15 protein-coding genes are annotated in these 23,350 nt (G+C 39.8%); 6 read left to right on the forward strand and 9 right to left on the reverse strand.

The features are described from left to right. Positions 1-13 precede the first annotated feature (13 nt). Positions 14-496: a phosphohistidine phosphatase SixA gene (gene sixA, locus V6R21_RS17985; protein WP_334244973.1), complete on the forward strand. Its 483-nt coding sequence runs from the start codon at positions 14-16 to the stop codon at positions 494-496. A gap of 311 nt (positions 497-807) precedes the next feature. Here the strand turns inward: sixA and V6R21_RS17990 are convergent, their stop codons facing one another. The 3 genes from V6R21_RS17990 to V6R21_RS18000 all read right to left on the reverse strand — a co-directional run bounded on the left by V6R21_RS17990 (position 808) and on the right by V6R21_RS18000 (position 6,669). Continuing rightward, complete coding sequence (locus V6R21_RS17990) at positions 808-1,851, reverse strand: hypothetical protein (RefSeq protein ID WP_334244974.1); 1,044 nt, start codon at positions 1,849-1,851, stop codon at positions 808-810. A 233-nt stretch (positions 1,852-2,084) separates the two neighbouring features. After that, positions 2,085-4,418, reverse strand: a complete 2,334-nt coding sequence (locus tag V6R21_RS17995) for a M1 family metallopeptidase (RefSeq protein WP_334244975.1) — start codon at positions 4,416-4,418, stop codon at positions 2,085-2,087. A gap of 235 nt (positions 4,419-4,653) precedes the next feature. Next, positions 4,654-6,669, reverse strand: a complete 2,016-nt coding sequence (locus tag V6R21_RS18000; protein WP_334244976.1) for an alpha-amylase family glycosyl hydrolase — start codon at positions 6,667-6,669, stop codon at positions 4,654-4,656. A 584-nt stretch (positions 6,670-7,253) separates the two neighbouring features. On the opposite strand from V6R21_RS18000, the gene rpe reads away from it, so the two are divergent. The 3 genes from rpe to V6R21_RS18015 all read left to right on the forward strand — a co-directional run bounded on the left by rpe (position 7,254) and on the right by V6R21_RS18015 (position 9,933). After that, positions 7,254-7,901 carry a ribulose-phosphate 3-epimerase gene (rpe, locus tag V6R21_RS18005; RefSeq protein WP_334244977.1) on the forward strand — a complete coding sequence of 216 codons (648 nt, stop codon included), beginning with the start codon at positions 7,254-7,256 and terminating at the stop codon, positions 7,899-7,901. Positions 7,902-8,023: 122 nt separating this feature from the next. After that, on the forward strand, positions 8,024-9,289 hold the full coding sequence (locus V6R21_RS18010; protein ID WP_334244978.1) for an aspartate kinase: 1,266 nt from the start codon (positions 8,024-8,026) through the stop codon (positions 9,287-9,289). Between the two features lie 212 nt (positions 9,290-9,501). After that, positions 9,502-9,933: a hypothetical protein gene (locus tag V6R21_RS18015; RefSeq protein WP_334244979.1), complete on the forward strand. Its 432-nt coding sequence runs from the start codon at positions 9,502-9,504 to the stop codon at positions 9,931-9,933. Between the two features lie 16 nt (positions 9,934-9,949). Here V6R21_RS18015 and V6R21_RS18020 read toward each other — a convergent pair whose 3' ends face one another. The 4 genes from V6R21_RS18020 to V6R21_RS18035 form a co-directional block, all read right to left on the reverse strand. After that, positions 9,950-10,642 carry an IS630 family transposase gene (locus V6R21_RS18020; RefSeq protein WP_334242230.1) on the reverse strand — a complete coding sequence of 231 codons (693 nt, stop codon included), beginning with the start codon at positions 10,640-10,642 and terminating at the stop codon, positions 9,950-9,952. A 17-nt stretch (positions 10,643-10,659) separates the two neighbouring features. Continuing rightward, positions 10,660-10,953, reverse strand: coding sequence for a helix-turn-helix domain-containing protein (locus V6R21_RS18025; protein ID WP_334242229.1), 294 nt, complete (start codon positions 10,951-10,953; stop codon positions 10,660-10,662). A 106-nt stretch (positions 10,954-11,059) separates the two neighbouring features. Beyond that, on the reverse strand, positions 11,060-11,743 hold the full coding sequence (locus V6R21_RS18030) for a redoxin domain-containing protein (protein WP_334244980.1): 684 nt from the start codon (positions 11,741-11,743) through the stop codon (positions 11,060-11,062). A gap of 30 nt (positions 11,744-11,773) precedes the next feature. Continuing rightward, entirely contained in the window at positions 11,774-12,310 is a 537-nt protein-coding gene (locus V6R21_RS18035; RefSeq protein WP_334244981.1) for a TlpA family protein disulfide reductase, read from the reverse strand. 264 nt (positions 12,311-12,574) lie between these two features. On the opposite strand from V6R21_RS18035, the gene V6R21_RS18040 reads away from it, so the two are divergent. Next, a complete protein-coding gene (locus tag V6R21_RS18040; RefSeq protein ID WP_334244982.1) occupies positions 12,575-13,762 on the forward strand; it encodes a serine hydrolase domain-containing protein in 1,188 nt (395 codons plus the stop codon). A gap of 203 nt (positions 13,763-13,965) precedes the next feature. Then, positions 13,966-15,054: a serine hydrolase gene (locus V6R21_RS18045; protein ID WP_334244983.1), complete on the forward strand. Its 1,089-nt coding sequence runs from the start codon at positions 13,966-13,968 to the stop codon at positions 15,052-15,054. A gap of 50 nt (positions 15,055-15,104) precedes the next feature. On the opposite strand, the gene V6R21_RS18050 is transcribed toward V6R21_RS18045, so the two are convergent. Both V6R21_RS18050 and sov read right to left on the reverse strand, forming a co-directional pair. Then, positions 15,105-15,611, reverse strand: coding sequence for a hypothetical protein (locus V6R21_RS18050; protein ID WP_334244984.1), 507 nt, complete (start codon positions 15,609-15,611; stop codon positions 15,105-15,107). Positions 15,612-15,805: 194 nt separating this feature from the next. Next, positions 15,806-23,194 (reverse strand): T9SS outer membrane translocon Sov/SprA, encoded by a 7,389-nt coding sequence (gene sov / locus V6R21_RS18055; RefSeq protein WP_334244985.1) that lies wholly within the window; start codon positions 23,192-23,194, stop codon positions 15,806-15,808. Positions 23,195-23,350 lie beyond the last annotated feature (156 nt).

A 23,350-nucleotide genomic window follows, 5' to 3' on the forward strand; every position in this document is an offset into this window, starting at 1 on the left:
TAATAACCTTCTTATGAAACAACTCTTTCTGATCAGGCATGGAGAAGCTGAACTTAGCTATGCCGGAATTAGTGACCACGATCGTGAACTGACTCAAAAAGGAATTATAGATAGCACAAGACTTGGCTATTACCTAAAGAGTCATTATGCAACATTTGACAAAATCTTTCACAGTTCTGCATTTAGAGCATCTACTACGGCTCAATTAATTGCAGAACAAATGAAACAAGAAAAAGACATCCTTGAAGTTGCTCCAATGCTGTATCAAACTTCAACGGGTGGTTTACACAACTTTATCTGTAACTTAGAAGACAGTCTAAAGAATGTAGCGATCATTGCCCACAACCCCACTCTGAACTATTTTTTGGAGTACATAACATGTGAATCTGGAATATCTTTTCCTCCTGCAGGGTGTACTGTTGTAGAGTTTGATGTGCAAAGTTGGGCTGAAATCACCCAAGGGATGGGATACCTAAAGTATACACAAGGCATGTAATACGTTAAGATTGCAATGTATAAAGTAGGTTAAGGGTCACTCAAAGTACTTATGCTAATGATCTTTTTGTCATCAGAAAAACACTTTACCCATAAAAATTTGATCAATTGCATTAACTGCCTGAATCGTTTCACCAGTTTTAATATGACTCAAAAATTTTCCTTCATGGAAAGTTAATTCTGCTGGCATTTTCTATAATAGCAAATTAAACTCTTCGATACTTATCATAGCAAGAGATTATACAAATACTAAAAAAGCCTGACATTCGTGTTGTCAGGCTTTAAACTTGATCTATATATCAATAATTTCTATTAAGCTTTAAGTTCCTTTTCCTTAGCTGACAGGAATTTATTCAGCTCTACAAGAACAATAATAACTAATACAATAGATAATGCAATCTGTAACCCAAGCAATGCCCTACTAGCTCCTGAAACTTTCACCTTTGACAAATCCTCAAAGTCATTTACAAAAACCAATGCATCTGAAAGGGCTATTTCTTTTTCTATTTCACCTATTCTATTCTGCATTTCAAGCTTCTCCTTGATTACTTTTATAGATAGGTCTCCTGAAGACTTTACTTTATCTTGTACTGCATCTAAAGTTAAGAAATTCGAAGATGAAGAAGTATTTGAATCTTTCAGTTGTCCCTTCAATACATCCTTCAATACAATATTTAAGGAATCGAGATTTTTCATTTCAGCAAGCAACTCTGAACGTTCTCTCATCAAATTCTGCTTTTCCACTTCTTGAGAAGCTGCAACAAATGAATTCTTTTGAAAGTACTTTTGAATTCCTTCTTTCAAAGCTATAGCTTCTATAGCATCAGATTCAGCACCGATTTCAATCATGAAACTCTCTCCTGACATTGCATCTTCCATTCGTAATGAGTCTGCACTTTCCTGCGACATACTCAAAACCATACTCTCATAAATATGATTATAATCATTCAAATGAAAGGCTCCTACTTCTGTTATAGTTTTTGCTTGATCAACAAGAATTCCTAAATGCCTAGCTAATAATTGTTTAGCTTTCTCATCATCAGATTTAGCCAAAGAATTCAACTTTTCAAACTCTTTAATAAAAGTATTTCCTTTTAAGAATTTTGAATTTACTTGAGCACTTGTGCTGTAATAAGATGATGTGATAAATTTGAAGGAATAACCTGCCAAGACACCTATAATTGTAAAAGTGACTATCAATTTATACCACCTTGAAATAAGGTTTTTCAGAAAAATTGCAGATTTTAATATTCCCCTCCCAACATTTCCAAAGAACTCTCCAGCCAGTTTAAAAAGCTCCTTCAGATCGATCTCGTCGTCATTGTGGTGGACTGGTTTTCTAGAGTTGTCTACCATTTTGTCAATATTTTGTGTTTTTGATGATATACAGAATCAGTATAGCAATGATTCTAGTAAGTGTGGATTACAATAAATTAGTTAAATAAGATTATTAAATAATAACCTATAAGTAAGTGCATAATTTAGTTAATAGTTGAAAAAATTATGTCATCCTAGTTACCTAGAATGACATAATTTATTTAACGAATCCAAAAATAATACTTTTTAACAGTATTTGACAAGAGTCTCTGTTAATTATTTTTCTTTTTCGCTTTCTGCATTGGGTTAGAACCTCTTCCAGCACCTCTTGCTGCCGAATCTCTCTTGTAGATTTCGAATCTGCTCATCTGAGGTTTTCTAGGGAAGTAGTTATTCTCAGTATCTACATCTGCAGTTTCACGGTGTGGATCCAACACAAATTGTTTTACTGGTTTTTCTGTAATAAATACTTTACTAACCACTACATCATCCATTTTCCAAATTTCTGCAGGAATACGCTTCAGCTCTTTTGAACCATCTTCATATTCTAGCTCAACGATGATTGGCATTACCAAACCTCCTTCATTTTTGAAGTCAACCTGATAGAAGAATCTACGATCAGCAATATATTGCATTTCCTCTTTACCAACAGACTTCTTATAAGACTCATAGCCTTCTTTTGCATCAGCTGTCACATCCAATGGATCATAGCTGTTGTAGAAGTCTTTCAAGCCTGACTTAGTATCAATCTTTCTTGGAAGGTTTTCCTCCTTGTTTTTCACCTGAGTGATATTAGGACGAACTCCATCTCTTTCTTGCTTCAGTTTAGCCAATTCAACTTGAGGGTTCTTTGAATCGATTTCAAACATCTCAACATTTTCGATTGTGATGTCTACGTGGTCAGTAGTATAGAACCAACCTCTCCAGAACCAATCCAAGTCAACAGCTGAAGCGTCCTCCATTGTACGGAAGAAATCAGCAGGCTTAGGGTGTTTAAATGCCCAACGAGTAGAATACTCTTTGAATGCATAGTCAAACAACTCTCTACCCATTACTGTTTCTCTCAGGATATTCAATGCAGTCGCTGGCTTACCGTAAGCGTTATTGCCAAACTGCTTGATTGATTCCGAGTTAGTCATAATAGGCATGATATTGTTTTTGTCTCCTTTCATGTAAGGAACAATATTCTCAGGGAAACCTCTTCTTGAAGGATAGTTTTCATCCCACTCTCTCTCAGCCAAGAACTGCACGAATGTATTCAAACCTTCGTCCATCCAAGTCCACTGTCTTTCGTCAGAGTTGACAATCATCGGGAAGAAGTTGTGACCTACTTCGTGGATGATTACCGAGATCATACCATACTTGATTCTGTCAGAGTATGTACCGTCAGCGTTTGGACGACCGTAGTTGAAACAAATCATTGGATATTCCATACCGTTTGAAGCCTCTACTGAAATAGCTACAGGGTAAGGGTAAGGAATTGTGAATTTAGAATACACTTCCAATGTATGCACTACAACTTCTGTTGAGTATTGTCCCCAAAGTGGATTACCTTCTTTAGGGTAATAAGACATTGCCATTACAGTTTTGCCATCAATCTCAACACCCATTGCATCCCAAATGAACTTTCTTGAACTACCCCAAGCAAAGTCTCTTACATTTTCAGCATGGTAAACCCAAGTCTTTTTATCCTTGGCTTTTGTTTTTTCCTTTTTCTCAACTTCTTTTTGAGAAACAATCACTACAGGCTTTGAAGCTGTCTTAGACTGCTTGAACAATTCTTGCTGCTTTTCTGTCAATACAGTTTCTGGATTCTTAAGCTCACCTGTTGAAGCAACAATATGATCTGAAGGAACTGTAATTTCTACTTCATAATCACCGAAAGGCAATGCAAATTCTCCTCTGCCCAAGAATTGCTTGTGCTGCCATCCATTTACATCATCATAAACAGCCATTCTTGGGAACCACTGTGTGATGGTATAAATCGTGTTATCATCTTCAGGGAAGTACTCATAACCACCACGACCACCCATCAGGTTACGGTCATTGATGTTGTAGTACCAGTCAATTTGGAAAGTATAAGACTCACCTGTTTTCAGAGGCTTCGGAAGATCTACTCTCATCATTGTCTTGTTGACTGTATAAGTCAGATCTTTACCGTTAGCATCCTTTACAAGTTGAATCTTGTGACCACCATCATACTCAGGATAGCCATCAATACCCTCCATCTGATCAACAGTAGCTTTGTCTCTCAGTTGGTTCTGGCTGATTTTATAAGTATCAGAATCAGTAGCACGCATATTCTGATCCAACTGCACCCACAGGTAAGTCAACTCATCAGGTGAGTTGTTAGTGTATGTAATTTTTTCAGAACCATTTAGTCTGTGGATACTTTCATCCAGTTCAGCTTTAATGCTGTAATCAGCACGCTGCTGCCAGTACTCATGTCCAGGAGCACCTGAACCAGTACGGTATACGTTTGGCGTAGGCAGTTCTTCATCTAACTGCTTGAACTTAGAGGTATTATAGTTCTGAGCAAAAGATAAAGTTACCGAAAAAATGAAGCTCAATGTGAAGAGCATTCGTCGTTGTACTTGACACTTCATGTTGAATTGGGATTGTCAATGAAACTTACTTGAATAATTGATCTCTATCATACAAAAATAAAAACAGATCTTGAATTATTGATAATTATCGTTAAAAAACCGTTAACAAATTGACTCAGATCATTGTTATTTCAATCAGAACATCATACACAATACAGCTCATGTATGATTTTATAGAGAATAAAAAAAAGCTTCACAATTAATGTGAAGCTTCTTAGCTACCTCCTAATGGAGATTAGTCAACTTTTCGGAAAACCTGTACTGTTCTATTTACATTATAGATTTTCAAGTGCTGTTTTTCGTCAGTAAAGAATCTTGAACCGTGACTTACACGTCCAAAACCTCCAAATTCTGGTGCATCCGAGTCCAATATCAACTCATAGCTTCCCCCATCTTGAATATTGAATTCATAATCAGGTATCGAATTCGAAGGATCAAAATTGAACACATAAACCAACTCTCCTTTTTGGAATATTATGGTATGGTTGTTTGCATCCATATTCAAAATTTTCGCTTCCTGAGGAGCCAACACATGATATTTCTTGGCAAGATCAATCATTGCTTTCTCGAAGTTGTTCAGCTTCTGATAACGAAGGAATCCATTATCAGCCAATGACCACTGTCTTCTTGCGTAATGGTAACTCCAGTTGTTCCCTTCCCTTGGAAAGTCAACCCATTCTGGATGTCCGAATTCATTACCCATAAATGTCAAGTATCCCTCTCCACCTAAAGATAAAGTCAGGAATCGGATCATTTTATGCAAGGCAATTCCTCTATCGACAACAATATTGCCGCTAGCATTATCCATCCCTTCATACATCTCCTTGTCCATCAACCAGAATGCGATCGTTTTGTCACCCACAAGAGCCTGATCATGAGACTCTGCATATGCAATCGTTTTTTCGTTCCAACGACGGTTAACCATCACACTCCAGAAATCCCACACATTCCAATCTTCATCACGTTGCTCTTCAAGAATTTTAATCCAGAAATCAGGAATACCCATTCCCAATCGGAAGTCAAATCCTAGTCCACCTTCCAAGACAGGTCTACCCAATCCAGGCATACCACTCACATCCTCAGCAATGGTCATCACACCTTTTCTTACCTCATGAGCCAACTCATTGGCTAACTGTAGATAAGTGATAGCCTCAGTGTCAACCTGCATTCCGAAATAATCATCATAGCTTGCAAAGCCTGCATGACCATGATGATGATAAAGCATAGAAGTAACTCCATCAAAGCGGAACCCGTCAAAGCGGAACTCCTCCAGCCAGTACCTGACATTAGAAAGTAAGAACTGTATTACTTCCCACTTTCCATAATTGAAAATTTTTGAGTCCCAATCAGGGTGATCTCCCTTCCCTCCTGCATGAAAATACTGGTAGTCAGTACCATCATATTCATTCAGACCTTCATTCAGGTTCTTTACAGCGTGTGAATGAACAATGTCCATCACCACTGCAATTCCCATACTATGGGCTTTTTTAATTAAGCTTTTCAGCTCTTCAGGTGTTCCAAAACGGGAAGAAACCGCAAAGAAACTGGATACGTGATATCCAAATGAGGCATAATACGGGTGCTCCTGCACTGCCATCATTTGAATTGTATTATAACCGAGATCTTTAATTCTCGGAAGCACATTGTCTTCAAACTCCTTGAATGTCCCGACACCTCCACTTTCTGTTGCCATTCCAATATGGCATTCATAAATGATTGGTTCCGTTATTTTTGTCGGGTCAAAGCTATCCCCTTCCCATGAAAACGCTGTCTCAGGGTTCCAGAATAAACCAGAGAAGTTAGGAGAACCAGGGTCCTGACCAACTCTTGTCATCATGGCAGGAATCCGCTCCACGGCTCCATTGGCAGCATGTACCAATACTTTTATCTTGCTGTTATGCTTGAGTGAGTGCGCATAAGTATCATCATCAAGAAAGATTTCCCATACTCCACCTTCAATCTGATGAAGCGGGTGACTATTCCGATTCCAGCCATTAAAATCACCTATCAAGAAAAGAGCATGAGCGTTTGGCGCCCACTCACGGTAGTACCACCCTCTTCTTTCCTTGTCATAGTTGAAGCCTAGGAATTTGTGGGCACCAGCAAAGTCGTAGATTGAGCCATAGTGCTGTTCAAGGGCACTTTTGAGCTTCACAAAACGGTCTATTCTGTTTTCGATCTCTTGCACATGCGGCTCCAGCCAAGGATCATCCACCACCAGTTTTGGGAGCTTCTGTTTAGTTTCCTTCATGGTCAAAAAATAAGTTGTAATGTTTTTAAGGACGATAAATGATATTTGTTAGTTCAGTTTAGCGTTGGGCTACTTAAAATTGAGTGAAAGACCTCTTCTTATTTATATTATTATCGCACTCAACAGATAGCTTAATTGATATCAAAAGACTGTCCTAATAGGGTTAACGATCCAGCTTCTCTCTCAGAATATTACAAATCATCAAGTAAAAAGCTGTAAAACGACATTAATAGTACTTTTAATGCTTTACCATTAGGTCAAATAGCCTTTCGTTTCTCACAAGTTTACAATTTTAAATTTAATTAATAATAAAAAAGCAATAATCTGACTTAATACCAAATCGGTATTGTACTATTCTTTTCCCCAAACATCCATACATTTTCATACAAACAACCGATTGCAAGTTAAGTAAGCAAGATTCAACACTGTAGATACATCAATCACCTAATGATTGAGACTTTTTTATTCTTTTTTTAAAATCTCTATTCTTAACAAATTCATATTACTACTTGGAATGTTTGCACAACCCCCATCGATTCAACTATCTTTGCCGTATTATTTGAACGAGACTGAAGACTACGAGCATGAAAACGATTATTGCACCATCAGTGCTGGCAGCTGATTTCGCCAACTTACAGCGCGATGTGGAAATGATTAATGATAGCCAGGCTGACTGGTTTCATATCGATATTATGGATGGCGCATTTGTGCCAAACATTTCATTTGGTATTCCTGTGACTGAAGCGATTAACCGTCACGCAAAGAAACCTCTTGATGTTCACCTGATGATCAACAATCCTGATCAGTACTTGGAGGCATTCAAGAATGCAGGTGCAGAGATGATCTCAGTACATATTGAGGCTTGTACACACCTACACAGAACTATTCAAAAGATCAAAGAATTGGGCTGTTGGGCAGGCGTTGCAGTAAACCCTCATACCTCTATTACACTTCTGGAAGACATCATCGAAGACCTTGACTATGTTTGTCTGATGTCTGTGAACCCTGGCTTTGGTGGTCAGAAGTTCATAGAGAAGACCTATGACAAGATCAGGGCACTGAAAAAGATGATCGACGAGAAGGGCAGCAAAGCTCGTATCCAAATTGATGGAGGCGTGGATGAAGGTAACGCTGCCAAACTGATAGAAGCAGGTGCTTCGATTCTGGTTGCTGGTAGCTATGTTTTCAAAAACGAGAATCCGAAACTGGCAATTGAAAAGATCAAGATCTGATATAAGTAATCATAAAATGGGTGTGTTGTCTAAGGGCAACACATCCTTGTTTTTCACCCTATAACCTCCATTGAAGCAACCCCACCCTTTTTTTAATATTCAAAGCCCTTAATTGAAAAAAAATGAAAGTATTTAAGTTTGGAGGAGCGTCTATCAAAGATGCAGATGCTGTTAGAAATGTAAAGACAATCATCAGCGAATATTCGGATAAAAGAAACCTTCTGGTTGTTGTATCTGCTATGGGCAAGTCCACGAATGGTCTAGAAGCTATTCTGGAAGCTTACCATAAGGGTGATGACTACAAGCCGCTGATTGAGGAAATGCGCAATTTCCACCTTGATATTTCTCGTGAGCTTTTCAACAACCAAGAAGCTACCATCTTCAAACAGCTGGATCAACTATTCTTCTTGCTGGAAAAGAAATTGACATCAGGTATCGAAGATAAGGATGAACTTTATGACCAAATCGTATCTTTTGGTGAGCTGATTTCATCACATATCATTTCTGCTTACCTGAATCAAGAGGACGTACCGACTCAATTTATTGATGCCCGTATCTACATTCAGACAAGTGAGACTTGGAGAGAAGGTCAAGTGGATTATGACTGGACAGAGCAGATGATCAAAGCTGAACTTCCTGCAATTCTTGATAAGCAAGTAATCCTGACTCAAGGTTTCATTGGCGGAACAATCAGCAACCGTACTACTACTTTAGGACGTGAAGGTTCTGACTTCAGTGCTGCCATTTTTGCACATTGCCTTGATGCTGATGGGTTGACTATCTGGAAAGATGTTCCCGGCATTATGAATGCTGATCCTAAACGTGTTCCTGATGCGACACTATATGATAAGCTGTCATACAAATATGCAGCGGAAATGACTTACTATGGAGCCTCAGTGATACACCCAAAAACGATCCGCCCATTGGCGGTAAAAGGCATTCCTCTTTACGTTAAGTCATTTGTACACCCTAGTGACCCCGGTACCGTAATTGGGGATGTGGAAATGAAAGACAATACCAAGACGGCTTATATTTTCAAGAAAAACCAATGTCTGATGCGCTTTGAGGAAAAGGACTTCCTAAACGTCAACAAGGCACACTTGGGAGTGGTTTTCAATGAACTTTCTAGGTACAATATTAAGCTGAACCTGACACGCAACAGTGCACTTTCATTCACAATCTGTGTAGATTACAATGAAAGCAACATCCAGCGTGTGATCAATGTGCTGTCAGACCATTTCTATATTTCTACCTTGAATCACCTAGAACTGATCACGGTCAGAAACTATACTGATGAAGCGATCAAAGGATTGGGCATTGACCCTGCTACTATACTGATCGAACAAAGAACAGATGACAATTATCAGGTTGTAAAAAAGGCAGATTAATCCATCGCTTTTTTTAACTTTTCTGATAAAATCACATATTTGTAATCATCGTCCTGACATTAGGACTTCCAACATGGAGCAATTGACTAAGACATTATATCCTATTCTTTTGCTCCATGTATTTAAGGAAATCACGTTGTCAAGTATGATAACCGATTTCCTATCAATCTCAATTTATCACACAACAAAAATGTCTCTGACATCTTATGACCATGAACACCGAAGCTATTGAAAAGGCGCTGATTGAAATCATTAAAAAAAGATCTGAACTGAATCAACTGAGCTACGAGGACGAAAAGTACGACGAAACTGAGGATGCGCTCCATGATTTGGAAGACGACTTTGTAGATGATCACGGTGACACACTTGAGGATATCCTTTCAGACGTACATGATGACCTATGCCCTGACATCGACGTTCTTTCTCCGTTGAGCTATATTGCCCAACAATATGTTCAGACTGGCGAAAATGCAATGGGACCTGAGTATGACGTAACTTTTGACCAAGGCGTTTTCGTAGAGGTTGATGATTATTTAGGTAAACCAACCAAACTGGTAATCATCCCAAATCCTCTTAGAATCATCTTGAACATAGACCGCCAAAACAGAGAGCTTGTGTGGTCAAAAGAGACTAAAAAGCAGTAATCGCAATATTAAGCAACTATTGAAATGAAATGGAGAATTTCTCTCCTATGTTTTCAAGGATATAGATTATCTGTTTTTCTAGGTCTTGTTTAGAGGTATAAGCATACTTAGGCAACCATGTATATTTTATTTCTTTCCAGAGTCTTTCAATCAAATTAAGCTCAGGAGAATAAGGAGGGATAAAGAAGAGTATAAGTCCTTTATCCCTCCATTTTTCGATTTGTTCCTTGAATCTATGACTTCGATGTGTAGGTGCATTGTCTAACACGACAATGGTTGGACGAATTATGTCACTGGCAAAGCGATCAAAGCACTCAATAACTATTTCAGAGTTGGCAGCCCCTTGAAAGAGAAAAGACTTGAATGATTGTGTTCTACTCATAAACCCGAGTACGGTCAGATTTGCACTTGGCACGGAAGGAAGCAATATCCTTTTACCTTTTAGTTGCCATGCATAAGGCACACTTGGGATAAGGTTGACGCCCATTTCATCAAAGAAATAAAGATCGATTCTTCCCTGCTCCTCCTTTTTCTTAAGTGTATTCAGCCATTGGTGGGCTTTTTCAAAGTCTTCCTGATTCCGTTTATGCAGCAAGCTTTTGCGGCTTCTTTTCCATCGGTAACCCCATTTCTTCATCCAACGTCGTAGCGTTGAGACTTTCACCCACTTTTGACAATGCTCCTTGATGTAGGTTTGAACTCTTGACAAGCGCTGTACGCCATCCTTTAGGAAATCAATGATTTTTTTTCCTCTGACGCCTTGAAACTTTTGCGGGGATGCTGCTGTGGCTTGCTATCATACAGACCTGAAAAGCCGTGCTGTTGCCAATGCTGAATCCAACGGCTAACCGTTTCGATTTTATTCACTTGCAAGATCTCAGTTAACTGTGTAAAGTTAAAGCCTTGGGCGTAAAGCAGGACTGCATGAGAACGGAGGCGTACCCGTGAGGAGGTATCGTACTTATACAGCTTTTCGAGCTTGCTGCGATCTTCTGGTGTCAGAGTCAGTTGTGGTTTCATGATATCACAACAAAACTTCCGTTTTCAATTGTTCCTCTGCTTATTTGCACATAAAAAAGCCCTGTTCAATACAAGATGAACAGGGCCTTTTTATGATTTCATTATTTTATTGAGCCTTGATCGAACACCCAATAGCTTTAGTTTCTGCTACACTTACCTCAGTACCTGAAACCAATGCCTCTACTGCATCAGCTACATACTTTTCAGTTGCCTTTGAAGCATCCTTGTAATTGTTGTCAATAGCACCAATGTATTTTACAACCAGCTTATTGTTTTCCTTATTCAGTAGGTAAACATGCGGTGTTCTTGTTGCTCCATAAACAGGGTAAACTTCCTGACCTTCATCAAACAGGTAAGGGAATGTAAAACCTTTATCAGATGCTCTCTCCTTCATTTTATCAAATGAGTCTTCTGGTTGAAGAGAAGGGTCATTCGGGTTGATCGCAATTACTGGATATCCCTTGTCCTTGAACTGCTTGTCCAGCTCGATAATTCTATCTTCATATGCAACCGCATAAGGACAGTGGTTACAAGTAAAGATGACAATAAAGCCTTTTGCATCTGCAAAATCATTCATTGAGACCATTGTTCCATCTATATTCTTCAGACGGAAATCCGTAGCCTCATCCCCTACTGAATATCCAGCAGGCTGAGTTTCTTCAGCAGATGCTTCCGTTGCTGTTGCTACTTTAACTTCTTGCTCTTGGGTATCTGCAGATTTTTCCGCAGTCTTGCCGCAACCGACAATTGCCATTACAGCCACTGACAAGATTAATGTTACTTTTTTCATTAGTTCTAGGAATTAAGGAGTTGATGATAATTATAATTTTTTGTTCAATTCTTTTTCAAGCAATTCATAGTCAAACGACTGTTCATAAAAAGAATAATCATTCCCTTTGTAGATCACAGTTGCAGGAATAGCCCCAGACCACTTTTCACTTACCTTATTGATCCATGCGTTGGCATCGGGATCATCGAGCAGCAGCACTTCAGATGCTATATTTTTTTTCTGCATAAAATTACCCAGCTTCTTTTCTGCCTGTTCCTTAAAGTCAAGGCTTACCAGCATCACCTTTACAGGTTTACCTTTGTAAGTTGTGTTCAGTTGCTCAAAAGCAGGTAACTCTTCTACACAAGGCTTGCACCAAGTTGCCCAAAAATTCACAACATAGGTCGTATCGTTCTGCCTGTGTAACAAAGGCTCAAAAGTTTTAAAATCATATACAGGAACCTCACCTGCCTGTGTCGAAATATATTCAAGGGGTGTTGGTCTTTCCTGCTTTTGTTCCGACTGCTGACAGCTTCCTAAACAAACCATGGACAGCAAACAGAGTAAGAACAATTGTCTTTTCATCATATCAGTCAGGGTTATTATAAGTTGGTTATTTGAGTATAACGCCTTTTTTATATTCAAATATATATTAGAAAATTTATATTATGAACATTCATTTCGCTTAAATGGATTTATTACATATTAAACAAATGCTACTAAATAGTTATATATCATTATGTTAAAATACCAAAAGCTACCTGTAACATATTGCATTCACCTCATATATCCTTACTTTTGTGATCGCTTTATAGCCAACAAATTATCTCATGTCTCAAGCAAACATTAAGCATGCATAGACTAAAGCAACTTACTTTACTAACCGCTTTTTCACTTTTCACTTATGGATGCGTAGAGGTACACTCAGAAGGAAACCAGCAACATAACCTTACTAAAGATAGCCATGCTATCAATAAGGAAGATAGCCTCAAGGCAGCTGCTGAAGCCCACGCACTAGAACTCAAGAAAAGTAATTTAGACTCCATCTTTCAACATATCCACCAATACAGGCGATTCAATGGGACAGTACTCGTATCCCAAAAAGGCGATGTCCTATACAAGAATGCTTTTGGATATAAAGACTTCAGCAGTCGAGCTAAAATGGAAAGTCACGACATTTTCCAACTTGCTTCAGTTTCCAAGCAATTCACAGCCATGGCAATCATGCTGCTGAAACAGCGAGGGCAGTTAGACTATGATGAGTCTGTCAAAAAATACTTACCTGACTTCCCTTACGATGAGAGCATTACCATCCGACAATTGCTGACCCACCGTTCGGGATTGCCTAACTACATTTATGTGGCTGACAAGAAAGTGGATGACCAACGAGAACCAACCACAAATGAAGATATGCTGAAGTTTTTCTTTGAAGAAAAACCTAATATTTACGGTCAGCCAGATGGACGGTTCGATTACAACAACTCCAATTACTTCTTGCTGAGCTGTATCGTGGAGCATGTTGCTGATAAGCCCTTTTGGCAATTTATGAATGAGGAGTTCTTCGAACCTATTGGCATGGAGAATACATTTGCATGGAATGAAAAGCAAGCCGAAACACATCAAGACAAGCTCACAACTGGATACTCAGGAAGACGTAAAGCTTTCCACAGTTATTTTCTAGACTCTGTTCTCGGTGACAAAAGCATCTACTCTTCAGCAGAGGACCTTTACAAATGGGATCAGGCAATCTTCGGGTATCAGATTATCAAAAAAGAGATCCTTGAAGAAGCTTTTGAAGACAGTATAGATAAAACAAAGAGCCAAAGGAACTATGGGTTTGGCTACAGGCTTTTCCATTGTTCAGATGGAACCAAGGTAATCTGGCACAGTGGCTGGTGGAGAGGGTACGCAACATTGTTTGTCCACTACCCTGCCAACGAAACCACATTGATAGTATTGAGCAACTATGTAAACAAAAGCTATTTGAATCTCAACAGCGTACTGGATTTACTTGAAATACCTGAGTTCAAAAGAGTATAATAATATCATTTTGACTCACAATAACTTAAATGGTTGTATAGCCTTCTGTGATAAGATTCTTTAAACTCAATCACAGCCTATACAACCATTTTTAGTACATTGCATACCAAGACTTTTTAATTTATCCACATAACAGGCGCTTGCAGAATTTTTTGATTTCAACAGGGCAATTCAGCTGGTGTTTGTATACTATCTTGCAATCAATGAAAAAAATGACACTGCTGTGCTTGGCTTTTTTTGTCTTTTTAAACGTCCAAGCAATTGCTCAGGAAAGTCCAACGGATATTATCCTCTCCTTCCTTAAAAACAATCCCAACAAAATGTCCCTAAGCTATTCAGTCAATGGGAAAGAGTATATCCATTACAGTGATGACCTTTTGGTCACTGTCGGCCAGTTGAGCAATATGGTGATAGCCGTAGAATACGCCCGACAAGCTGCTGCTGGTAAGATCCAGCCAGAAAAGCCTGTTAAAATCAGTGACATTAATGTTTATAACCTCAACACCAACCGCTTCAATGTCTGGACGGACTACCTTACTTATACCAAGAAACTGAGAGGAGGAAGTATCAGGTTAAAGGATGTTGCAGCAGGAATGATTTCGTTCAGCTCTGAATCCTGTGCTGATTACCTGATAGACTTGTTGGGCATGGAAAACATCAACGATAACCTTCAAAAGTTAAAACTGTATCAACATACTCAGATTTTCCCGATTGGTGCCGCTGATATGCTTTGCAGCAATCCTTACAACTCTCCTCCAGAATTGTATATAGACAGCCTTTACAAGCTCTCACAGACAGACTTTATAGATGCTACAATCAAGCTAAGAGAGACACTGAAAAAAGACACTGTACTATTAAATCAGATCAATTACGAGAGTGAGCACAAGCATGAGTACCTGTCATTACTTTCAGACAAAGCGCCTAAATCATCCACTCAGGAATACGTTTCCTTGGCTGAAAAAATCAACAGCCGAAATTACTTTTCCAAAGCGGAACAAGACCACCTCAATTATGTAATGGAGGCAATTCCGATGACCTCCCCTATCACCAGCAAACACTTTCAGTATTGCGGTTTTATGACCAGTGCCAATATTGACATGGTAATGGCAGTTCTTTATGGTACCGACAAAAAAGGAAATAAGGTACAGTTGGCTTGTGTTTTCAGTGACCTATCCAGAAGTGAGCACATTGATATCGCAACCAACATCAACCATTTTATTTTTGACATTGCGGAAAACTTTGACCATATGCGCAAGTTCAAGTCAGAGCTAAACAATATTATCAGAAACTGATAAAAGCTGAACAACAAAAAAGCCTCACAGAATACGCTGTGAGGCTTTTTTTATGTGTAAATTTCAAAGATCAATGCCAAGGCAAGACTGATGGCTAGCAGTAATGAAAAGATCGAGATACGCCTTAAAGAAGCAAGCTGCTTGTCCTGTTCCAGTAACGCTTGCGAATTCTCATCAAGCTGTTTCAAGATAGCCTGCACTACTTTTGATTGCTGTTGTTCCTTTCGGTCAACTTCCAACTTGTATTCATTAAATAGCTTTTGCTGATTCACTTTCTGCTCATCCAGCAGCCCTATGAGCTCATCCTTGCTGATTTGATCTTTTGATTGAAACTGCTTAAGCTTTTCCTCATAAGTGTCAGTCAAATTCTGGAGTTTGTGCTTGAGTTCATCCGAATCCTTGACTGCACTTTCAATCTTGATATAATGCTCCTTGAGAGTCTGCTCTTTTTCAGAAAATTCCTTTTGCATCTGCTCCCAAGCATTTCCATAAGAGTCTTTCAGGTCTTTGAAAGCATCTCCTAAGTTTTTGTCTTTTATAGAATCCCAAAATCCCATTTCTGTATTGTATTGGTTTATAAAGTCAGGTCAGTTATCATCTTTTGCTGGTAACTGCTTTATTAAAAATAGTCATTTAAACCTCCATAGAAAAGTACGTATGGATAAGTAATTGGTTTAGTTCCTTAGCATTTAGACAAAAAAAGCCCCTTGCGTAGAAGGGGCTTAATTCTTTGAACCTGTATAAGCTTAATTTACTGCTGTGTCAGGTCGTATCGTAACTGGAAGCCAAATGCTGTTGTCGTACGTCTAAAAGCGGTAGACACCTTCGGCTCATTGATTGTTCTCTCAAAGTATAGCTGCAAATTAGCACGATCATTCAAAACGTAATTAACTGTTGGTTTCAGCTGGAAATTCCAGTTACCGGCAGTAATCACATCAGGCTCATCAATGATCCGTTGGAATGTCTCCGTATCTCTGATCGTAAATGCCATTCTGAATGTGACATCATTCTTCAGGAGAACTGTACGTCCCTGTGCCCTGAATGGTAACTTCATACCCGCCTTGGTATAACCCAAGTCCACCACAAAGTCATTATTTCTCAGCTCAGACACCTGTGCATTTGATAGGTTCAATGATAACCTTCTTGCTTTTTTGTAATCAAATTTCAGAGAGAAATCATTCATAAATCTCACCGAAACCCCTAGCAATGGACCAAACTGCTCATCAATATTTACTTGGTTCATTACAAAGATCGGGATATAACTACCTTGGTCATCCACCTGACTCGACAGGCCTGAATGTGACTCATTCTTATCCAAACCAACTGTACCTGCTCCATATGTCAATGATGAAGTATAAGAACCTACATCATAAGTTGAACGATACTGGTGCGAGATAGTCACAGACTTAAACAGATCACTAAACAACGGTAACTTTGAAAGTCCATCATATGAGATCTGCCAGTTTGGAATTGGCACATCAGGGAATGGGTTAAAGTCTATTGTATTGACATCTCTACCTGTATAGGCTGCAATAAACGCTGGAATCAGTACATCCTGACTATTGGCATTGTATGTACCACCAGGATTAGCTACTGAAAGGCGCTGCTGGATCACATCCCTATTTCTTACAAACTCTTCAAAAACAGGCGATACATTCCCTGCATCATCTTTTGTAAAGGCAGTTCTCAGTGTAAAGTATGAAATCCCTCGACTACCTGTTCTTTGTGGCGACTGGAATATGAACTCATTGTTCTGATCATCATAACGGATAATTTCCGTATAAGCATTCTGTCTCGTTCTTGTCGCATCCAGTGTGATTTTCAGAGATGAAACAGGTTCAACTGACGCTCTAATCTGAATATCCTCCGACCTTCTTTGCTGGAATGGCGTACGCTGATTAGGATTCTGCACCAGATAAGGTTGGATTTCATTTCTGATTCCAAAGTCCTGACTACCTAATATGAATGGCAGCCCCGGTGAGTTCCAATCCTGGTCAAAACCAAACAGTTTTGGCGTTTCGTTATATCCTGGCAAAGTCGTGGAGTTATTCTGAGAATAGGTACCATTGACATCTTTCACCATAGTCAGCAGTTTGGATGCTCCATCGGCGATTTTACCTCCGGCTCCTCTTCCATCACCACCTTCTTCTTTCGCTTTCTCTATATCAGCATTTACACCCTCAAGTTTTGCCTCCAGTTTTTCGATCTTCTTCTGGAGTCTAGTCTTTTCTCCTTCATTTTGGAACGCTTCCTGAAGACTTTCAAGTTCTTGCTCCAATTCAGTCACATCTTCGCCTGCAGATTGTTTTTCGGTAATTTTCTCGCTTACCTCGTTCATCTTCTCTTCGAACTTCTTAGCACTTCGATCATCACGCTTCTTCTGCTTGTCCTTCAGCTTTCTGAGTTTGTCCTCTAGCTTTTGTTTCTTAAGCACAAGTGGATGGTCTGGTGCCAACCTATTGTTCCGCCTTCTACTTGGCCTTGCATTACTGCTGTTAGGACGAGTTCGGGTTTCTTTGTTAACCCTTTTCAGGTAGGAAGACTTATTGTAAAGCTTTTTAAAGTCTAATTTACCATTGACATTGAACTGTTGGTTATTCTGAAGTGTATTACCGAAATCCTCCAAGCCTTTTGTTGCGGCTACCCAGCTTGTACCACCAACATACCTAACATCAGAACTCACCCAATCAATCGCAGGGATCTTATCAAGAGGCAACTGGTATGTTCCTGTAAAGGACTGCGTAAACTGCTTCATTCTACCAAAGTCAGACAAATTGTCCCAAATAGTATCCCTTGCAGCCTGATTCATCTCCCCAAATGGTTCATCAATAATCGCATTGGCTGTTGCTGCATAATCCAGCTTCAGACTATTTGTCAAGTCCCAACTTACATTATAGTTCCTGTTAAAGAAAAAGGTCTTCTCGAAGAACAACTGACTTGGATCAATTTCAAGGTTACTGTCTCTCAACTGCGTACGGATATACCTTCTATCCAAATCACCTCTCACCGTAACCGATGTTGGCAATGGATTAAAGTTAAAGTCCTTGATCAGTTGGAGATACTTCCCATCAAATGCTTTTATATTCTTGAATGGCTCAAAACCATCAAACGGTAACTGGTAAGTGTATGCAGCACCAATTTTCCACTGTACATCCTCCATGGAAGCGGTATTCATATTACGTTGGAAACGCTTTGTATATGCCCCACTAAAAGTCCAGTTTTCAATATCCCAAGGGTATAGCTTGGCCCCCTCTCTCATCTTCTTCTTACGAAGTCCAGAAATATTGATACTGAATGCATCCGAATAGTCCTGTACAATTTTTCTGTAATCAGCTCCTGCCTCTGCCGTTTCAAAAGCTGCAATAGAAACATCAAGCGGTACATCAGGGTCTTTAGGGTCAAAGTATGGATCTGAAGTACTTCTGTCGTAACTCACATACAGCGGCATGGTAACACCAATCCTATTCAGCCATAGTTTATCTACATTGATATTGGATGCTACACCATACATCATTGTTTCATCCATACTACGACTACCGATTTTGTCTTGAATACCACCAAAACCAACAGTTGTATACCTCACATTGGCTTGAAGCGTAGCAAAGTCAGCAAGTTTTGTATCCAGATTTGCATTTACTGCCCAACCTGAGAATGTATTATAATCAGTCACTCTCAATTCATTGGCCCAAATACAAACATCCCTCAGGCTATTATTGCTTTCTGGGTTTCTTACCCCGATAATCGCCATCTTGACAGCACTCAAGTCAGGACGACCTACTACACTTATATTATAGTTTCTGATTTTTTCGGTATAAGGCTCTGTCGTCGAACTTCCTGACTTATCTCTTTTTGACTTAATCAGGTAAAGCTCTTCCAAGGCAACATCAATTTCATTGTCCCTTGGCCAAATAGCCTCCGCTGTATTGGAACCCCTTGGTGTTATATCCAAAGGCACTTCTATTTCATAATAGTTTTGCGTAAAGTCCGTACCCAATCTCAAATAAGCAGTCAATTCATCATCTCTTGCATTATCACTCTCAGCATGCAATTCCATTTTGATGCGCTTATAATTGACCAAGTTCAAAGCAAAATTCTTAAAAACTGCCTGACTGGTTCCCGGTTCCAATCCACTCACACACATCTGAATAGATTGTTCGTTTATTCGTCTTGTAACCGTTGAAGTAGCATCGTAATCTCTTTCAAAACCTGGAGGCAATACATAAGGAATACCTTCGCCTGTATCCAGACCGTTCTCTTCAATATTGACAGATGAAACTTCAACTGATGAGTTTGGCTGAGGTTTGGTTAGGTCTTCGAGACTGCTAGCAGTATAAGGTCTCCATTGCGCTCCTACCAACTGGAAGTTTACCATTCTCAAGACAACAGGCTGTTCCCAACCTGTCAGGAACATTCTCATAAAACGGATAGACTTATAGCTCAATCCGTTTCCTCCAATTTCCTCAACATGGCTTCCCCTAATCGGGATTCTAAACTGATACCACTTCACACGTTCACCTGACTCAGGTGCTTCTGCTTCTACCTCATCAACGATATAAGGATGAGACGTATTCAACTGACTTGGTTTCAAGTCTAGTTCATACTGGAAATACTGATTCAGGTCTGAAACGGTATTATCCTTATTCAAATCTTCGTTGTCAGGCAAGTTAGAAGATGATGCAGGAAAAGCGCTTCCCCCACTCAGTTCAGGAGAGTTTCCATCAGGACCATTGAAGCTCTTGTAACGTTGCAGGATAGAGAAGTCATTCTCATCAGCATAACTGCCTAGGTAATAGCGGAAGTCATCACCAGACGGGTCTTCTTCTATAGATGACCTGATTGAGCCTGGCAATGCTGATAAGTAATCACTCAAGAATGTACGTTCCCTTTCTGAGCTCAATCCGTCAAAACCCACGTCCTGAGCATCACGAGGTACCGCTGAGTTAAAGGCATTATTCAAATACTGTGTATTTGGCGTAAAGCCCCAATCTTCTGTTTGGGACATTGCATCATCATTGGTAGTCAGACCATTTTCAAAGAAATGTCTTCCATCCGGCACCAAGTCTTCTGAAATATTACCCAAGTTAAAGAACAGCTTACCACCTGTCGTATTGTTCTTTCCTTCTACCTGACCATTTTCTCCATCTAAGAACGGGTCCAACAACCAGAACTCTATGTATTGGACATTGATATTATCAAAGTCAACATCGTGTGTAATGGCTTTCGTAATTGCACCAAAGTTCTCCGTTGGATTAGGAAGGCTACCATCCGAATTAAGGTCTGTCCTGTAGTTATAAGGACCTCTCTCATCAGGGTAATATGCAATGTCAAATGAAATCTCATTTCCAGTAATCTGCTCACGTTGCTTTCCTTGGAATACCTCATTGTAAGGAATCAGACGAGAGTAATGATTCTGCAATACTTCTGAAGTAATATTACTAGGTCTTTGAGATGAGCCTGATCCGCCAGAAAAATAGAATACATTATCGATATTATACCAAGCCATCTTGGCACGCTTGTAATTGTAGCTTCTTTCATCAGTCGGGTCCACGTAGTCATTTAGTATATCTACTGGGGTTGAACCTATTGCCCACTGAGTTGGTGTACGTGTATAGTCGTATGGTACCTCAGCTCCCTCAAAATCATCAATGTATGATACGCCATCGGTCCCCACCAATTTAGGTGCACTAGGTACCAACTGGGCAAACTCACCCTTAAATACAACTGTTGAATTTTCTGTTGTGGAAATACCTGGAATGGCATCTATAGCTTTAGTCAAAAACCTTGAATCTGTACGGTAGTCCACTGATGTACCCCATAGGGTATTTCGGGTTGGCTCGCTACCTACAGCAATCCTTCTAATCAAAGGCTTTTCATTCAGGTGCAATAAGGTTGCGGACACTTTCAGGTCTTTACTGAAGTGGTATTCCAAATCAACACCAGCCAAGTTTCTTGTTTGGAAATTGAAAAGGTCAGCTCTTTCATATTGTATCTGAATATCCTTATTAGAGTTCAACACCCCTTCATTCAGGATTTTCACACGACCAAACTGGTAATCGACTGTATAGTCAACCCCTTCCGTCAAGGAGGTTCCTCCTACCGAAACCACTACTGAATTCTCTGAAATATTGATTCCTGGCAATGTGATATCTCCTGATGAACCGGACTGAACACTACCCTTAATAAAGTATTTGTTCTGAAGCGTATTCAGCTTTGCATCAGCCTGAGTTTTATTATAAAGGTCTGTGAAAACGTATTTCTCCACCAGTGCAGACTCACTTGGCTCAAACAAATCGTCCAGTGTCTTACCAAAAGGCTCTAAAACAGGGAAGATAATCCGCCCTTCCTGAGGATGAATTGTGATGCCTTCTACATAGTCGTATTTACTGTCTGGCTGACGCTCCTGACTTGGGTTCAACTGGTCAGCATTCATCAGTCTTACCAATGGGATATTGGCTGTATTCTGACCATCTGGCAAGTTAGGGTTATCGACACCTGAAGCATCGTCCTTATAAACTACTCTCAGGTTAAAGTTCTCTTTCTGAATCTGCGTTGCCTGAAGTTGGTAGATGTTTTTCATCATCAGGTCCCAAGTTGGCAAGTCCGTTCTGATCGTAGAAGGACTTAGCATTTTCATATAGACTACCGCATTCGCATCCAGATTCGTATAGTCCTCATTCAGTTCACCAACCTTAAATGTCTGTCCGTTGTAAGTGTATTCGTAAGCTACTGCCAGAATCTCGTCATTACGCAAAGGAGCATTCAGGGTAATGTAACCCAACAATGGATCTAGAGTATATTCTGTAGATGTCAACTCCCTAGCAGAACGAAGTACTTCGAAGTCAGTACCGTTTGTCATGCCATTAAACCCTTCCAAAGAGCTTTTAACATTATCAGGGTTTCTTGCTCCACCAAGTTGGGCGATTTCATTGTACAGGCTATTGGCATTATTACCTGCTTCTCCATTAGGAGTTCCTCCACCTATCCAACTGCTGTTGTATGGTGTAGACTCACCAAGGTCGAGGAATGCCGCTAAACTTCTGAGGTTCTGCGTATCATTATTTCGGTTGGTAACAAAAACCTTTACCCTTGTAACAACAACCCCTGAATTGATAATTGGCAAATTCTGGAGTGCTCTTTCATAGTTGTCACGGAAAAACTGCGAAAGGAAGAAGTTTCTATTGGCTTCATAATTATCAGCTTGCATCTCAAACTCTGCTGCCTGAGATCCATTTCGAATGGTCATTGTTTCTACCGAACCTCGCTGACTTGAAAAAATACCACTAACGTATAGTTTACCAAATCGCATTTTGGTATAAACACCAAACAGGTTTTGCGCTCCTGTAATCAAGGAGTTGGAAACAGGAAAACTCACATTACCCACCTGTACATCCTGAATGATATCATGGTCATATGCTGTATAGGACAGGTTATATCTTTGCTCAAACTGAAAGGCACTTTTGGTATCAAAATTACCTGATACCGTCAGCTTGTCTCCAATCTTACCTTCCAACGCCATCCCGATCTGCTGATCGAAATTGAAGCCCCCGTTTCTTTGCTGACGAACAGGTATTTGAGGGTTGTCTACTCTTTGCCATAAGCCTCCAAAATCCAGCAGTACACTACCACTGGTCTTGAACTCCATCGTACTTCCGCCAAACAGCCTGTCCGCTACTTTACCCAAGTAAATTGGCGGAATCAACCTGCTCCCATCCTTACCGGGAAGGGCATCTCGTCCGTCCTGCTGAATCGAAAGGCTTCTCCAGTAATCCTGTTGTTGCTTCTGAAATAGGTATTTCCTGTATTCATTATAAGGAATAAGTGTAGGCGGACGGTACTCCATATCATTCAATGTTTCATTGACATTGAAATAAGTACCACTTGAATCCAACTCAATATTCACATTCGAATTGGGAGGAGTATTCAGCAACAAAGGAGAGTTACTCCGTGGATTAGTCAACGGGTCTCCATATCGGTCTTGCTCATAAGGCTTGAGCTTTAGGTCTCTTTTCGTTGTGTCCTGGTCAACCTTTTGCTGAGCTGGTACCTGTAACACTCCAAGAGAGGCATTAGGTTTCGCCCACACAACATCATTCCCAGCAAAAGTAGCAGCACACAGCAACATCAATACCAAATAGCGCAAAGTGACTTCGGTTTTTATTGTATGAAAAATGGATTTAGTAGCCAGAGCCTTCTGGTCTAAATTATAGTAGAAAATAGCTGTTAAAGCTAAATCATTATCCCCAAAAAACCTTTGCTTGTCTAGTCAAGTAGAAGCAAACTAATTCGCAACAGGTAA

It is taken from the genome of Limibacter armeniacum, assembly GCF_036880985.1.
Lineage (GTDB): Bacteria > Bacteroidota > Bacteroidia > Cytophagales > Flammeovirgaceae > Limibacter > Limibacter armeniacum.